Source organism: Rhodoferax sp. MLSD5-FHT05B10 (genome assembly GCF_058793415.1).
Window position 1 is genome coordinate 318,814 of sequence record NZ_JBXAFT010000002.1, and the last position, 14,241, is coordinate 333,054.

Sequence of the window (14,241 nt, forward strand, 5' to 3'; positions counted from 1 at the left end):
AGCTATGGTTTTGCTAGCGGGCGGGCGCCGCGGTTGACCAGCGTGATGCCTGCGCCCACCAGGGCCAGCGCCGCCAGCAGGGTGGGGGTCACCGCTTCGCCCAGCCACAAAGCGGCAAAGACCAGGGCAAAAACAGGGGTCAGAAAGGCAAAGACACTGACCTTGGTGGCCGGGTAGCGGCCCAGGATCCACATCCACACCAGGTAGCTGGCAAACGCCCCGACGGCGATCTGCAGCACCAGCGAGGTGGCGGCAAAGGCGCTGAAGCTGGCGTGCCAGGGCTCACCCAGGCCCCAGGAAATCAGCGGCAGCACGACCGCACTCAGGCCCACCTGGTAGAAGAGCAGTTTCTCCGCCGAGATGCGCGACAGGCTGCTGCTGCGAATCACCACCGTGGTCAGCCCCCAGAACATGCCGGCGGCCAGGCCCAGCAGGTCGCCCAGCCACTGCAGCGGCTGCCCGGCCACCGTCAGGCCTTCGCGCAGCGTGAGCGCCACGGCACCGAAGGCCAGCGCCAGCCCCAGCCACTGCGTGCGCGACAGGTGTTCCGTTTTCGCCACCCAGGGCACCAGCACCGCCACCCACAGCGGCGAGGTGTACAGGAACAGCGTCAGCCGCGAGGCCGAACCGTACTGCAGCCCGATGAACAGGCACACGAATTCCAGCGCAAACAGCGTTCCGGCTAGCAGGCCGGCGCCCAGCGTGCCGTCGCGTTCGAACAGCCGCACGCCGCGCCAGGCGCACCACAGCAGCAACAGCACGGTGGCGCCAGCCAGCCGCAGGGCCGACTGGAACACCGGTGCCACCTCGGCCAGCGTAGCCTTGACCAGCACCTGCTGAAAGCCCCAGAACACAAAGCAGGCTAGCAGCAGGCCGACGGCCAGCGGGTCCAGGTGGGCCTTGCGCGGGCTCACAGGGGGTGCTCGGCGTAGAACTTGCCGCCGTGGTAGAGCAGCGGCGAGGCGCCGGCGCGGTGGGCGCAGCGCTCCACCTCGCCGACAAAGATGACATGGTCGCCTTCCTCGTAGCGGCTGCGGTTGAAGCATTCAAACGTGGCCGCCGCCCCTTCCAGCAGCGGCGCGCCGCCGGTGCCGGGCGTGAAGCGCACGCCGGCAAAGCGGTCGATGCCCCGGTGGGAAAACTGCCGTGCCAGATCCTGTTGGTCGGCGCTCAGGATGTTGATGGCGTAGTGGGAGCCGGTGCTGAAGGCCGCCAGCGAACCGGCCGCGCGCGACAGGCTCCACAGCACCAGCGGCGGCGCCAGGGATACTGAGTTGAACGAGTTGGCGGTGAGGCCGATGAGGGTGCCATCACCCGAGCGGGCCGTGACAATCGTGACCCCGGTTGCAAACATGCCCAGGGCTTTGCGGAATTCGGGTTGGGAGAAGTTGGGGGGGAGGGCCCGCGGCGGGGTGGCTGACAAAGGCATGCGCGCAATTTACCTGAAATCGGCGCCGGCGCGGCGGCCCGCCGCCAACAACCCCGTACCTGCGTAGGGTAGCCCTACAATTGCGGCATGCGCCTGCCCTATCTCCTTGTCGGCCTGTTTGCTATGGTTAGCATAGCGTCTCACGCAATGCCGGAGCGGTATTGCCGCGATTTTTCTTCGAAAATGCCAAATCTGGGCCCGGCACTGTGCGAAGCCGCCCAGCTGCAGGACACCCAGGCCCGCTCGGTCATGGGGCGCACCATCTGGAGCCGCGATATCCGCCCCGGCGACCCACGCCTGCGCGTGCTGGTGCTGGGCGGCATCCATGGCGATGAAATGTCTTCCGGTTCCCTGGTGTTCCACTGGATTGCGCTGGCCCAGACACCGCCGGCCGACACGCCGCTGCCCATCCATTGGCGTTTCATTCCGGTGCTCAACCCGGACGGGCTGTTTTCCCGGCCCTCGCGGCGCGTCAACGCCCATGGTGTGGACCTGAACCGCAACTTCCCCACGCCCAACTGGGCGCGCGATGCCAAGGTGTATTGGGAAACCCGCACCCACCGCGACCCGCGCCGCTGGCCGGGCAGCAAGCCGCTGTCGGAGCCCGAGTCGCGTTTCCTGCTGGAGCAGATGGAGCGCTTCAAGCCCAACCTGATCGTCAGCGTCCACGCGCCGTACGGCGTGCTCGACTTTGACGGTCCGGCCTCGCCGCCCAGCCGCCTGGGGCGCCTGTACCTGGACCAGGTGGGCATCTACCCCGGCTCGCTGGGCAACTACGGGGGCATCCACAAGGGGGTGCCGGTGGTGACGATCGAGCTCACCAGCGCCTCGCGCACGCCGCAGGAAGCCGAGATTCGCCAGATGTGGCTGGACCTGCTGCGCTGGACGACCGACCGGCTGGGTCCGGGGCTGTCCACCGCCTCCCCGTAACGCGGCCCGCGCGCGGGCGCGGCGTCAGTGCCCCAGGATGTTGGCCAGGAAGTTCTGGCTGCGTTCGCTCTGCGGGTGGCTGAAGAATTCGTCCGGCGTGTTCTGCTCCACGATCTGCCCCTCGTCCATGAAGATCACACGGTCGGCGGCCGCCTTGGCGAACCCCATTTCGTGGGTAATGCAGACCATGGTCATGCCCTGGCTGGCCAGCTCCACCATCACGTCGAGCACCTCCTTGATCATTTCCGGGTCCAGCGCGGAGGTGGGCTCGTCAAACAGCATGATTTTCGGTGTCAGGCACAGGGCGCGGGCAATGGCCACGCGCTGCTGCTGGCCGCCGGAGAGTTGCAGCGGGTACTTGTGGGCCTGCTCGGCAATGCGCACGCGCTGGAGCTGCTCCATGGCTCTTTCCTCGGCCTCCTTGCGGGGCAGCTTGCCCACCCACATGGGCGACAGCGTGAGGTTCTCCAGCACCGTGAGGTGGGGAAAGAGGTTGAACTGCTGGAACACCATGCCCACTTTCTTGCGCACGTCGTCAATGACCTTGATGTCGTCGGTGAGCTCCACGCCGTCCACCAGCAGGCGGCCCTGCTGGTGCTCCTCCAGGCGGTTGATGCAGCGGATCAGCGTGGACTTGCCGGAGCCCGAGGGTCCGCAGATGACGATGCGTTCGCCCCGGGCCACCGAGAGGTCGATGTCGCGCAGCACATGGAAGGCGTTGCCGTACCACTTGTTGACCTTGTCGAAGAGGATGATGGGTTCAGTCATGCGCGGCGGTTGCCTTTGTTGAGCTGTTTTTCAATCCACAGGCTGTAGCGCGACATGGAAAAACAGAAGGTGAAGTAGATCAGGGCGATGAACAGGTAGCCCTCGATCTTGAAGGGGCGCCAGTTGGCGTCGGCGTTGAGCGCCAGGCCCATGGCGCCGGTGAGTTCGTACAGGCTCACGATGGTCACCAGCGAAGTGTCCTTGAAGGTGGAGATGAAGCCGTTCATGATGCCGGGCACCACCATGGCCAGCGCCTGCGGCAGCACGACCAGGCGCTGCGTCTGCCAGTACGACAGGCCCAGCGTGGCCGCCGCTTCCAGCTGGCCCTTGGGAATGGCCTGCAGGCCACCGCGGATGACCTCGGCCATGTAGGCTGCGGCAAACAGCGTGATGCCGAGCAGGACCCGGATCAGGACATCGATGTTGAAGCCCTGGGGCATCAGCAGCGGAAACATGAAAGACGCCATGAACAGAACCGAAATCAGCGGCACCCCGCGGATCAGTTCCACATAGATGCTGCAGAGGCTGCGGATGGCGGGCATGTCGGATCGGCGTCCCAGCGCCACCACGACGGCAATGGGAAAGGCCAGCGACATGGACAGCAGGGCCAGCACAATCGTCAGCGGCAGGCCGCCCCAGCGGTCGGTTTCCACCGGGGCAAGGCCCAGAACGCCCCCCCGCATCAGCACGAAGAAGATGCCGAGCATGGCGACCCACAGCGCCGCCAGCCAGGGCTTCCAGAAGGCCCGTATGCCACTGGCCACCACCAGACCGACCAGCAGCAGCGTGGCCACCAGTGGGCGCCACTGGTCTTCAAACGGGTAGCGCCCAAACAGGATGAGCCGGTATTTCTCGGCAATCACACCCCAGCAGGCGCCTGTGGCGGCGGCGTGGCAGGCCTCGTAATCGGGTCGCCAGTGGGCCTGGAACAGCGCCCACTGGACCAAGGGCGGCAGCACGTACAGCAGCAGGCCGGCGATCACGAGGGTGCCCAGTGTGGTTTTCCAGTCATTGAACAGGTTGATGCGGATCCACGCCAGCAGGCCCTCGCTTTTGAACGGGGCGGGCCGCGGCGCGATGGGTTGGTAGGTCGTGCCAGGCATAAGCAGTCTTCAGCGGTCCTGGATCGCTGCGCGGGCGTTGTACCAGTTCATCAGCAGGGAAGTGAACAGCGAGGTGCTGAGGTACACCAGCATGATGACCGCGATGCATTCCATCGCGCGGCCGGTCTGGTTGATGGTGGTGCTGGCAATCGACACCACATCCGGGTAGCCGATGGCCACGGCCAGGGAGGAGTTCTTGGTCAGGTTCAGGTACTGGTTCGTCACCGGTGGAATGATCACGCGCAGGGCCTGCGGCAGCGTGATCAGGCGCATGGTCTGGCCGCGGCTCAGCCCCAGGGCGCTGGCGGCCTCGATCTGCCCGGCCGCCACCGATTGGATGCCACCGCGCACCACCTCGGCCACAAACGCGGCGGTGTAGGTCGTCAGGCCCAGCAGCACCGCCAGAAACTCCGGTGTGAGGGCGCCGCCGTTCTCCACCGCAAACTCCCCCTGCAGGGGAACATTCCAGGCAGCGGGCGCGCCGCCCAAGACCCAGCCCAGCATGCCACCGGCGAGTACCAGCGCCAGTGGCACCCAGGCCATGCTCCGGGGCTGGCCGGTCTGCTCGAACGACCGGCGCGCGTAACGGCGGTAGATCCAGCCCATCACCCCGCCCGCCAGCAGCCCCCCGGCGGCCCAGACATGGCCGCTGGCCCACACGGGAATGGGAAAGTTCAGCCCCCCCTTGCTCAGGTACAGCGGCCCCCAGGCCAGCGGCTCGGAAGCAGAGGGCAGCACCTGGGTGAACATCAGGTACCACATCAGCAGCTGCAGCAGCACGGGGATGTTGCGGAAGAATTCCACATAGGTGATGCACAGGCCGCGCATCAGTGCATTGCGGGAGAAGCGGCCCACCCCCACCAGGGTGCCGATCACGGTGGTGAGCACGATGCCCAGTACTGCGATGCGCAGCGTGTTGACAAAGCCGACCAGGAAGGCCCGCCAGTAGGGCTCGCCCGAATCAAAGGGAAACAGGCTCTCGCCAATGTCGAAACCGGCGGCGCTGCTCAGAAAGTCAAAACCGGTGCGTATGCCCCGCGCATGCATGTTGGCGCTGGTGTTGTGCGCCAGAAACAGCAACACCGCCGCAATGGCGGCGAGGGCGATCCCCTGGTACATCAGCGCGCGAGACGCCTGGCTGCGCCAGGACCAGCGTTTGCGTTTGACCGGCATGCCCATGCCCCGTGGTGCGCGTCAGCGGATCGGAGGGGCGTACATGATGCCGCCCTTGTTCCACAGATTGTTCAGACCGCGCGGCAGTTGCAGGGCGGACTTGGAGCCCACGTTGCGTTCAAAGATTTCGCCGTAGTTGCCGGTGGCCTTGATGGTGCGCGCCATCCAGTCCCGGTCCAGGCCCAACAGTTTGCCGGTGTCTTCCGTGGTGCCGAGAATGCGGCCCACGACGGGGTCCTTGCTGGTGACCTTCACCTGGTCCACATTGGCCTGCGTGATGCCGTATTCCTCGGCTTCCATCAGGCCGTAGATCACCCATTTCACAATGGCAGACCATTCGTCGTCACCGCGGCGCACCAGGGGGCCCAGGGGTTCCTTGGAGATCAGCTCGGGCAGGATCAGGTGGTCGGACGGGTTCTTGGCCGACTTGTTGCGTACCGAGGCCAGGCCGGAGGCGTCGGTGGTGTACGCGATGCAGCGCCCCGAGAAGTACGCGCCCTCGGCGGCTTCGAGCTTGTCGAACACCACCGGCTTGATGGCCAGGCCGTTGGCCTTGGAGTAGTCGGTCAGGTTTTTCTCGGTGGTGGTGCCGCTTTGCACGCACACGGTCTGCCCCTTGAGCTGCTTGGCGCTCTTGATCTTGCTCTTGACGGGCACCATGAAACCCTGGCCGTCGTAGTAGGTGACGGCGGTCTGGTTCAGGCCCAGCGAGGCGTCGCGGGTCAGCGTGAAGGTGGTGTTGCGCGAGAGAATGTCCACCTCACCCGATTGCAGCGCCGTGAAGCGTGCCGCCGGCGGCAGGGGCACCCATTTCACCTTCTCCCCATCGCCCAGCACGGCGGCGGCCACGGCGCGGCACACGTCCACATCCAGCCCGGTCCACTTGCCCGTGGAGTCGGCGGCGCCAAAGCCCGCCAGACCGGTGTGCACGCCACAAATGACCTGCCCGCGCGCCTTGATGGCATCCAGGGTCTTGCCGGCGTGGGCCGGGGCCGCCAGCAGCAGGGCGCCCAGCATGGTGAGCGCCGCGGTTGCCAATCTGACCGGTTTCGTTGTCATCAAGGGTTCTCCTGTCAAAGTAAGAAGGGGATGGGAGCCGCATTCCCGGGCACCGCCCGATGCCTGAATGGTAGCCGCTGCGGGCGTCGCGTGGGTGACTGCGCGGGCAGTTTTCGGGGGGTGACCCGGATGCGGGCGGCGCCAATGCGCGCTAGGCTTGGTGCATTCCCATCTGCATCAGGAGTTCTCGTGCGCGCCCATTACAAGTTCTGGCCCAAGCGGCTGCCCCATGCCATCAATCTGCCGGCGACGTCCCTGTGGGACAACCTGGAGACCAGCGCCCGGCGCTACCCGGACAAGCCGGCACTGGTCTTCTTCGGGCAGGTGGTGAGCTATGCCGGGTTGCTGCAAAAGGCCGAGCGCCTGGCGGCCTGCCTGCACGGGCTGGGTGTGAAAAAGGGCGACCGGGTGGTGCTCAACATGCAGAACTGCCCGCAGCTGGTGATTGCCCACTTTGCCATCCTGCGCGCCAATGCCGTGGTGGTGCCGGTCAACCCCATGAACCGTGCCGAAGAGCTCAAGCACTACATCACCGACCCCGACGCCAAGGTCGCCATCACCACGGCCGACCTGGCGGCCGAGCTGGCCCGCGCCAGTGACGCGCTGGACGCCAAGGACCGCCTGAGCCACCTGGTCGTGACGCACTTCACCGATGCCTTTGACGCCACGGTGAGCGGCGACAACGCGCCTCCTGCCGCCTGGCGGGACTGGCTGCTGACCCAGCACGCCCTGCCGTCGCTGCAGGGCGGGCAGGTGCTGCGCTGGGACGACGCGCTGGGCGTGACCGATGCGCCGCCGGCGCTGGCGGTGGGCCCCGCCGACATGGCCTTGCTGCCCTACACCAGCGGCACCACCGGCCTGCCCAAGGGCTGCATGCACCCGCACTCCAGCGTCATGCACAACGCGGTCGCCGCCGGGCTGTGGGGCAACGGCTCGGCCGAGAACGTGGTGCTGTCCGTGGTGCCCATGTTCCACATCACCGGCATGGTCAGTGTCATGCACACCAGCATCCGCGGCGGCGCCACGCTCATCGTCATGCCGCGCTGGGACCGCGACCTGGCCGGGCGCCTGATTTCGCGCTGGAAGGTGACGCACTGGACCAACATTCCCACCATGGTCATCGACTTGCTGGGCAGCCCCAACTTCGCCAGTTTCGACCTCACCAGCCTGGTCTACATCGGTGGCGGCGGGGCGGCCATGCCCCAGGCCGTGGCCCAGCGCCTGCTGGAGCAGTACGACCTGCGCTACGTGGAAGGCTATGGCCTGACCGAGACCGCGGCCCCCTCGCACAGCAACCCGCCGGACGCGCCCAAGCAGCAGTGCCTGGGCATTCCCTTCATGAGCACCGACGCCCGTGTGGTGGACCCGGAAACCCTGCAGGAAATGGCCGTGGGCGAGCAGGGCGAAATCGTCATCCACGGCCCCGAGGTGTTCCAGGGCTACTGGAAGCGCCCGGACGCCACGGCCGCTGCCTTTGTCGAGATCGACGGCAAGCGCTTCTTCCGCTCCGGTGACCTGGGCCGGGTCGACGAAGACGGTTACTTCTTCATCACCGACCGCCTCAAGCGCATGATCAACGCCTCGGGCTTCAAGGTCTGGCCCGCCGAGGTGGAAGCGCTGATGTACCGCCACCCGGCCATTCAGGAGGCCTGCATCATCTCCACCCGGGACAGCTACCGCGGTGAATCGGTGAAGGCGGTGGTGGTCTTGCGGCCTTCGCACCAGGACCTGGTGACCGAGCAGGACATCATCGACTGGTGCCGCGACAATATGGCGGTATACAAGGTACCGCGCGTGGTGCAGTTCGCCAGCACCCTTCCCAAGAGTGGTACCGGCAAAGTCATGTGGCGCCACTTGCAGGAAGCAGAGGGTTGATGGCAGAAGACACACACCGTACCGAAGGAGACCCCGCACAAGCCGCCTGGCAGCAGCGGCTGTACCGCGTCATCTTTGAATCGGACACGCGGGCCGGCCGGCGGTTTGACCAGTGGCTGATCGGCATCATCCTGGCCAGCGTGCTGGTGGTGGTGATTGACAGCATGCAGGGCATTGCGCCGCCCCACCGTCTGGTGTTCGCGGCGCTGGAGTGGGTCTTCACCGCGGCCTTCACGCTGGAGTACGTGGCGCGCCTGGCCTGCGTGCGCCACCCGTGGCGCTATGCGTTGAGCTTCTTTGGCATCATCGACCTGCTGGCGCTGCTGCCCACCTACGTGGCCCTGCTGGTGCCGGAGGTGCATGCCCTGATCGATGTGCGGGTGCTGCGCCTGCTGCGGGTGTTCAGGGTGTTCAAGCTCACCGCCTACGTGGTGGAGTACCAGTCCCTGGGGCGCGCCCTGCAGGCGAGCCGGCGCAAGATCATGGTGTTCCTGTCGGCGGTGCTGATGATCGTGCTGGTCATGGGCACCCTGATGTACGTGGTGGAGGGGCCGGCCAACGGCTTCACCAGCATCCCCACCGCCGTCTACTGGGCCATCACCACCATGACCACCGTGGGCTTTGGCGACATCACGCCCAAGACCGACCTGGGGCGTCTCATTTCCTCGGCCATGATGCTGCTGGGCTGGGGCACGCTGGCGGTGCCCACCGGCATTGTCACCGCGGAGATGACCGCCCGGCATTTTTCTTCCCCTCACCCGGCGCGTACCTGCCCCGAGTGCCTGACCGAGGGCCACTTGCCCGAGGCCCGCTACTGCCTGCATTGCGGTGCCCGTCTGCCTTCCTTGCACCCCGTATCCGAGGAGCCTGTGCCATGACCGCTTCCCCCGTTCTGCCCGCCGGCGCTCCCGCCACCCTGGGCTTTTGCCCGCAGCGCACCCGCCACCTCACCCAGGTGCTGCAGGCCGAGGTGGACCGCGCCCGCCTGCCCGGCGCCGTGGCCCTGATTGCCCGGCGCGGCCAGGTGGTGTTGCATGAAGCCGTGGGCCGGCAAGACCCGGCCGCCGGCACGCCCATGGCGTTGGACGCCATCTTCCGCATCTACTCCATGACCAAGCCCATCGTCTCGGTGGCGGTGATGGTGCTCGTGGAACGCGGGCAACTGCTGCTCAGCGACCCGGTCGCCCAGTACCTGCCGGCCTTTGCCGATGTGCAGGTGGCCAGCCACATCACCGGCCACACGGTGCTGCGCCACCCCAAGGCCGCGCCCACGGTGCAGGACCTGCTGCGCCACACCGCCGGTCTCACCTACGAAATCCTGGGCAGCGAACCCATCCAGCGCCAGTACGCCCAGGCGCGCCTGGCCTCGCGCGACCGCAGCAACGCGGAGTTTGCCCAGGCGCTGGCTGGCATTCCGCTGATGTTCGAGCCCGGTACCGTGTGGGAATACAGCCGCGCCACCGATCTGCTGGGCGCGCTGGTGGAAGCCGTCAGCGGCCAGAGCCTGGGGGCTTTTCTGCAGGAGAACATCATGGGGCCGCTGGGCATGGTGGACACCAGCTTCGTGGTGCCGCCCGAAAAGCACCACCGCATTGCCGAAGCGTTCGAGAAAGACCCCGACGGTGGCATTCCCATGCGCCTGATCGACGTGCGCAAGCCTGTGGCCATGCAAGCTGGCGGCGCCGGCCTGGCCTCCACCAGCGCCGACTACGCCCGCTTCTTGCAATGCCTGTTGAACGGCGGCGCGCTGGACGGCCAGCGCATCCTCAGCCCCGCCACCGTGCGCACCATGACGGCCGACCATCTCGGGAGCATCGGCGTGCACCGCGCCGGCCGCTCGGGCGAACTGCTGCCGCCCGGTCACGGCTTCGGCCTGGGCTTTGCCGTGCGCCTGGAGGAGGGCGTAGCCAGCATGGCCGGCTCCAAGGGGCTGTACTACTGGGGCGGCATTGCCGGCACCACGTTCTTTGTGGACCCGGCCAAGGACTTCTTCGCCCTCATGATGATCCAGGCCCCCAACCAGCGCGACTACTACCGCCCGCTGTTTCGCAACCTGGTGTATGCCGCGTTGCTGGAGTAAACCCCGTGGGGCAGGGCAGCAGGCCCATTTTTTAAGCCGAATAGGTCTCCAGACCGCGTATAACCGGCGCAGACAGCTATTAAATACATAGCGTTTTGGGGGCGCGCCGCATTGGCTATCCTCGTAGCCTGCCTTACCCCCCACTCTGACATGTTCACTGGCGACCTCAAAAGCAAAATTGACCAGATATGGAACGCCTTCAGGTCTGGCGGCATCGCCAGACGCACTGTTCACCTCCGCCCAGGTGAATGAGCTGTTTGTGGTCTTGGACCACATCAAGGCCACCGCGCTGGCGGCTTGATGACCGTTTAAACCTCCAACCCGCGCACCGTGATGCGCCAAGCCTGTTTGGCTGCACCGACGCAGGCCAAGCTCCAGGTGAGCAGCGCGACGCCCAGAAACACCATCGGCAGCACACTGAGGAAATCAAAGCCCATTGCCAGGCGCATTTCCTGCGTGCACGCAGCGTACATGCCCAGCGGAAACACGGCCCCCCAGTACAAGGGGTCGTAGTGCAGGCCAAACTGCTTGGTGCCGTAGCGCCACACGGCCAGCACCAGCAGCATGGGAATCCACCAAGTGCCGGTGGCCCAGTAAAACACCGTGAACCCTTTCAGAAAGGGCAGCAGTGAGGCGATGAAAGGCGCGTCCGGCGTGTTGATAATGAGCAGCGAGCCCGCCAGCGTCGAGATCGCCATGGCGCCCATGTTGATCCAGTAGGGCGGCGAGAGGTCGCCCGGGCTGAACGGAAAGAAGGTGTAGCGGTAGAAGATGAGCGACATCATCCAGATGTAGAGCATGCCACCCCACAGCCACATCGAGAGCGCGAAGAAGTTCAGCTCCAGCCGCAGGGGTTGGTCAATGTGCGTGGCCAGCAGCGCGCTGAGAACCGCCACGGATTGCGTTGCCACGACCGCCAGCAGCCAGCCGCCGCTGATGCCGCGATCCAGTGTGGGCTTTTTTTCCTTGATGGTGAGCACCGTGAAGATGGTGTAGGTCAGAAGCAGCCACAACGCCAGGCCCCAGGCCCACAAGACCAGACCTGCAGTGGTCCAGTGCATCAGCAGCAGGCACTGGCTGCCCAGCACATTGGTGGCCGCCACAGCGGTGAAAAAGGCCGGGCCGCGCAGGTGGTCAAACAGGTCGTCAAAAAAACGTTTGCGAAAGAGCGTGAGGCGCGCCAGGTAGAGCCCCCACATCAGTACATAGAGCAGCATATTGAGCGTGAACAGCACCAAGGCCAGCGCGTGCAGGCCCAGCATGTTGCAGCCCATTGACACGATACCGGTCGCCATGACCATACCGAAGTTGGCCGGCGACATATCGGCCAGGGCCGTGCGCCAGGCCGGCGCTGTGGGCGAAATAGGCAGATGGGTCACGGCAGGAATCCAATCGGGCAAAGGATGAGCGTTGGGAATGTGCACCCGATGATAGGACTGTGCGTTATCCGTGAGGTGACTTGAGCAATTCTTTTTTTACACGCGCTCCGGCTGGCGCGCAAGGTGCTCTTGTTGACCACGCCCAGCAAGACCGGAGAGGCCAGGCTGTCGATCACGGGCAGACGTTCCCCGCGATGGTCCATGAAGCGTTGCAGCGTTTCCGCGAGCGTCATGTCCGATGTCAGTGGCGCAATGTCATTCGTTAGCAGATCAGGCGCTCAAAGAGTTGACGACTGGAACTCAGGCCGCCCCAGCGGTGAAGCACTGAGTGCCGCCAGTTGCACCATGAAGGCCAGGTGCTTCATGCGGACAAGGATAGCAACGCGCAATGCGCCAGGGCCTTCAACACGTTGCAAATGATCAAAGAAGCGCAAGGCCGCATGCTGACGAAACTGGTGGGCAAAGTCCATGAGACCACGCCGACGCCCATTCAGTAAAATCGATTGCCAGCACCCCAGGAATATGCATATACAGCTATCGAAAAGAGAGTGAAATGCAGAACGCAAGAAGACGCTGGATGGCACCATGAAAACCGTCGCCCGCTGGCTCGGGCGCTGGCTCAGCCGCTACCTGACGCGTCGGAGCACGGGCAGCGACGTCAACGCCACGTGGCCCATCGACCCGGACAAGCTTGCCGCCTGTTTGCGCCCCGGCGACGTGCTGCTGGTGGAGGGCAACACGCGCATCAGCATGGCCATCAAATACCTGACGCAATCGACCTGGTCGCACGCCGCGCTGTTTGTGGGTGCGCAGGCGGGACCGCATGGGCCGGACGGCCTGCCCTTGTGCCTGGTCGAGGCGGATATGGAACTCGGCGTACACGCCGTCGGCCTGGCGCATTTTCGGGGCCTGCATTGCCGGATATGCCGTCCGGTGGGTATGACGCCCGAAGAGGCGCAGCGCGTGTGCGACTTCGCCGTGCAGCGGCTGGGCGAGCAATACGATCTCAAGAATGTGTTGGATCTGGCGCGCTACCTGCTGCCTACGCCGCCGGTCCCGCCGCGTTGGCGCCGCCGCATGCTGGCGGTCGGCAGCGGCGACCCTACGCGCGCCATCTGCTCGACGCTGATCGCCCAGTGCTTCGAGTCGGTGCGCTACCCGATCCTGCCGTTGATCGAGACCGTACACCTGCAGGACCCGGAGCATGTAGACCATGTGCGCGAGATTTTGCATGTGCGCCACTACAGCCTGTACGTGCCGCGCGACTTCGACGTGTCACCGTATTTTCAGATCATCAAGCCGACGCTGGCGGCCGGATTCGACTACCACACCCTGGCGTGGGGGGAGCCGCAGAACCCCGTGCCAGATGCGCAGACGCAGCTCAGTTCTTCGCCACTTCCAGCACCAGCTTGCCGAAGTTCTCGCCGTTGAACAGCTTGAGTAGCGTTTCGGGGAAGGTTTGCAGGCCTTCCACCACGTCTTCCTTGCTCTTCATGCGGCCATCCTTGATGTAGCCGGCCATTTCGGCAATGGCCAGGGGGTAGCGGTCGGCGTAGTCGAACACCACGATGCCTTCCATGCGGGCGCGGTTGACCAGCAGGCTCAGGTAGTTCTTGGGACCCTGGATGGGCGTAGTGTTGTTGTACTGGCTGATGGCGCCGCAGATGATGATGCGGGCTCCCCGGGTGATCTTGGCCAGCACGTCGTCCAGGATTTCGCCGCCCACGTTGTCGAAGTAGATGTCCACGCCTTTGGGGCAGTGCTCCTTCAGGCCGGCGCGCACGGCACCGGGGCCGGCCTTGTAGTCGATGCAGGCATCAAAGCCCAGCTCCTTCACCACCCACTCGCACTTGGCCTGTCCGCCGGCAATGCCCACCACGCGGCAGCCCTTGATCTTGGCCATCTGGCCCACGGTCTGGCCCACGGCACCGGCGGCGCCGGACACCACCACGGTTTCGCCCGCCTTGGGCTGGCCCACGTCCATCAGGCCGAAGTAGCCGGTCATGCCGGGCATGCCTAGCACGTTCATCCACTGGGTGAGGCTGCCCAGTCGCAGGTCGATCTTGGCCAGGCCGTTGCGCTTCATCTCGTCGGCGGCGATGGTGATGTATTCCTGCACGCCAAAGGTGGCGCTGACATAGTCACCCACGGCATAGGCGGGGTTCTTCGACGCGATAACCTGGCCCACGCCGCCGGCGCGCATGACTTCGCCAATGCCCACCGGGGGGATGTAGCTCTTGCCTTCGTTCATCCAGCCGCGCATGGCGGGGTCCAGCGAGAGGGCCAGGGTCTTGAGGGTGACGCCACCCTCCTGCGGTTCGGCCACGGCTTCGGTGGTGTGGCTCCAGTCCGTGGGTTTTGGCATGCCGACGGGGCGGGCCGCGAGGCGGATCTGGTGGTTGACGAGGGTGCTGAGTGCGGACATGGGCGCTTCCATTTCTGAAA

General features: G+C 65.5%; 15 protein-coding genes. 5 read left to right on the plus strand and 10 right to left on the minus strand.

Translation table 11 applies throughout. The features are described from left to right. Positions 1-2 precede the first annotated feature (2 nt). Positions 3-914, minus strand: a complete 912-nt coding sequence (locus AC1Q5W_RS04160; RefSeq protein ID WP_492643716.1) for a DMT family transporter — start codon at positions 912-914, stop codon at positions 3-5. Then, complete coding sequence (locus tag AC1Q5W_RS04165; RefSeq protein WP_492643715.1) at positions 911-1,429, minus strand: flavin reductase family protein; 519 nt, start codon at positions 1,427-1,429, stop codon at positions 911-913. The genes AC1Q5W_RS04160 and AC1Q5W_RS04165 overlap by 4 nt, the downstream gene beginning before the upstream one ends. 183 nt (positions 1,430-1,612) lie before the next feature. Between AC1Q5W_RS04165 and AC1Q5W_RS04170 the strand changes: the two genes are divergently transcribed. Continuing rightward, complete coding sequence (locus tag AC1Q5W_RS04170) at positions 1,613-2,359, plus strand: M14 family murein peptide amidase A (RefSeq protein WP_492643714.1); 747 nt, start codon at positions 1,613-1,615, stop codon at positions 2,357-2,359. A gap of 24 nt (positions 2,360-2,383) precedes the next feature. Here AC1Q5W_RS04170 and AC1Q5W_RS04175 read toward each other — a convergent pair whose 3' ends face one another. The 4 genes from AC1Q5W_RS04175 to AC1Q5W_RS04190 are packed head-to-tail and all read right to left on the minus strand — an operon-like array spanning position 2,384 to position 6,462. Beyond that, entirely contained in the window at positions 2,384-3,127 is a 744-nt protein-coding gene (locus AC1Q5W_RS04175; protein WP_492643713.1) for an amino acid ABC transporter ATP-binding protein, read from the minus strand. Next, positions 3,124-4,230: an amino acid ABC transporter permease gene (locus tag AC1Q5W_RS04180; protein ID WP_492643712.1), complete on the minus strand. Its 1,107-nt coding sequence runs from the start codon at positions 4,228-4,230 to the stop codon at positions 3,124-3,126. The genes AC1Q5W_RS04175 and AC1Q5W_RS04180 overlap by 4 nt, the downstream gene beginning before the upstream one ends. Before the next feature lie 9 nt (positions 4,231-4,239). Beyond that, positions 4,240-5,403 (minus strand): amino acid ABC transporter permease, encoded by a 1,164-nt coding sequence (locus AC1Q5W_RS04185; protein WP_492643711.1) that lies wholly within the window; start codon positions 5,401-5,403, stop codon positions 4,240-4,242. A gap of 21 nt (positions 5,404-5,424) precedes the next feature. Next, the gene (locus tag AC1Q5W_RS04190; protein WP_492643710.1) at positions 5,425-6,462 is read right to left on the minus strand and encodes an amino acid ABC transporter substrate-binding protein; all 1,038 of its coding nucleotides are present in this window, start codon (positions 6,460-6,462) and stop codon (positions 5,425-5,427) included. A gap of 189 nt (positions 6,463-6,651) precedes the next feature. On the opposite strand from AC1Q5W_RS04190, the gene AC1Q5W_RS04195 reads away from it, so the two are divergent. From AC1Q5W_RS04195 to AC1Q5W_RS04205, 3 genes are read left to right on the plus strand one after another with little or no spacing between them, the layout of a single operon-like run. Then, the gene (locus tag AC1Q5W_RS04195; RefSeq protein ID WP_492643709.1) at positions 6,652-8,337 is read left to right on the plus strand and encodes a long-chain fatty acid--CoA ligase; all 1,686 of its coding nucleotides are present in this window, start codon (positions 6,652-6,654) and stop codon (positions 8,335-8,337) included. Beyond that, positions 8,337-9,215, plus strand: a complete 879-nt coding sequence (locus AC1Q5W_RS04200; RefSeq protein ID WP_492643708.1) for an ion transporter — start codon at positions 8,337-8,339, stop codon at positions 9,213-9,215. The genes AC1Q5W_RS04195 and AC1Q5W_RS04200 overlap by 1 nt, the downstream gene beginning before the upstream one ends. Further along, complete coding sequence (locus AC1Q5W_RS04205) at positions 9,212-10,417, plus strand: serine hydrolase domain-containing protein (RefSeq protein WP_492643707.1); 1,206 nt, start codon at positions 9,212-9,214, stop codon at positions 10,415-10,417. The genes AC1Q5W_RS04200 and AC1Q5W_RS04205 overlap by 4 nt, the downstream gene beginning before the upstream one ends. Positions 10,418-10,725: 308 nt before the next feature. Here AC1Q5W_RS04205 and AC1Q5W_RS04210 read toward each other — a convergent pair whose 3' ends face one another. From AC1Q5W_RS04210 to AC1Q5W_RS04220, 3 genes are read right to left on the minus strand one after another with little or no spacing between them, the layout of a single operon-like run. Beyond that, the gene (locus AC1Q5W_RS04210; RefSeq protein WP_492646118.1) at positions 10,726-11,739 is read right to left on the minus strand and encodes a tellurite resistance/C4-dicarboxylate transporter family protein; all 1,014 of its coding nucleotides are present in this window, start codon (positions 11,737-11,739) and stop codon (positions 10,726-10,728) included. Positions 11,740-11,792: 53 nt separating this feature from the next. Beyond that, positions 11,793-12,029, minus strand: a complete 237-nt coding sequence (locus tag AC1Q5W_RS04215) for a hypothetical protein (protein ID WP_492643706.1) — start codon at positions 12,027-12,029, stop codon at positions 11,793-11,795. Positions 12,030-12,074: 45 nt separating this feature from the next. Continuing rightward, positions 12,075-12,266, minus strand: coding sequence for a hypothetical protein (locus AC1Q5W_RS04220; protein ID WP_492643705.1), 192 nt, complete (start codon positions 12,264-12,266; stop codon positions 12,075-12,077). A 115-nt stretch (positions 12,267-12,381) separates the two neighbouring features. On the opposite strand from AC1Q5W_RS04220, the gene AC1Q5W_RS04225 reads away from it, so the two are divergent. Beyond that, positions 12,382-13,227 (plus strand): YiiX/YebB-like N1pC/P60 family cysteine hydrolase, encoded by an 846-nt coding sequence (locus tag AC1Q5W_RS04225; protein ID WP_492643704.1) that lies wholly within the window; start codon positions 12,382-12,384, stop codon positions 13,225-13,227. Here the strand turns inward: AC1Q5W_RS04225 and AC1Q5W_RS04230 are convergent. Beyond that, positions 13,178-14,221: an NADP-dependent oxidoreductase gene (locus AC1Q5W_RS04230; RefSeq protein WP_492643703.1), complete on the minus strand. Its 1,044-nt coding sequence runs from the start codon at positions 14,219-14,221 to the stop codon at positions 13,178-13,180. The genes AC1Q5W_RS04225 and AC1Q5W_RS04230 overlap by 50 nt on opposite strands. Positions 14,222-14,241 lie beyond the last annotated feature (20 nt).

Coding starts and splice junctions, on each gene's coding strand:
- AC1Q5W_RS04165 (WP_492643715.1), bottom strand. CDS start 1,429: ATGCCTTTGTCAGCCACCCCGCCGCGGGCCCTCCCCCCCAACTTCTCC.
- AC1Q5W_RS04170 (WP_492643714.1), top strand. CDS start 1,613: ATGCCAAATCTGGGCCCGGCACTGTGCGAAGCCGCCCAGCTGCAGGAC.
- AC1Q5W_RS04175 (WP_492643713.1), bottom strand. CDS start 3,127: ATGACTGAACCCATCATCCTCTTCGACAAGGTCAACAAGTGGTACGGC.
- AC1Q5W_RS04180 (WP_492643712.1), bottom strand. CDS start 4,230: ATGCCTGGCACGACCTACCAACCCATCGCGCCGCGGCCCGCCCCGTTC.
- AC1Q5W_RS04185 (WP_492643711.1), bottom strand. CDS start 5,403: ATGCCGGTCAAACGCAAACGCTGGTCCTGGCGCAGCCAGGCGTCTCGC.
- AC1Q5W_RS04190 (WP_492643710.1), bottom strand. CDS start 6,462: ATGACAACGAAACCGGTCAGATTGGCAACCGCGGCGCTCACCATGCTG.
- AC1Q5W_RS04200 (WP_492643708.1), top strand. CDS start 8,337: ATGGCAGAAGACACACACCGTACCGAAGGAGACCCCGCACAAGCCGCC.
- AC1Q5W_RS04205 (WP_492643707.1), top strand. CDS start 9,212: ATGACCGCTTCCCCCGTTCTGCCCGCCGGCGCTCCCGCCACCCTGGGC.
- AC1Q5W_RS04210 (WP_492646118.1), bottom strand. CDS start 11,739: ATGTCGCCGGCCAACTTCGGTATGGTCATGGCGACCGGTATCGTGTCA.
- AC1Q5W_RS04215 (WP_492643706.1), bottom strand. CDS start 12,029: ATGACGCTCGCGGAAACGCTGCAACGCTTCATGGACCATCGCGGGGAA.
- AC1Q5W_RS04220 (WP_492643705.1), bottom strand. CDS start 12,266: ATGGACTTTGCCCACCAGTTTCGTCAGCATGCGGCCTTGCGCTTCTTT.
- AC1Q5W_RS04225 (WP_492643704.1), top strand. CDS start 12,382: ATGAAAACCGTCGCCCGCTGGCTCGGGCGCTGGCTCAGCCGCTACCTG.
- AC1Q5W_RS04230 (WP_492643703.1), bottom strand. CDS start 14,221: ATGTCCGCACTCAGCACCCTCGTCAACCACCAGATCCGCCTCGCGGCC.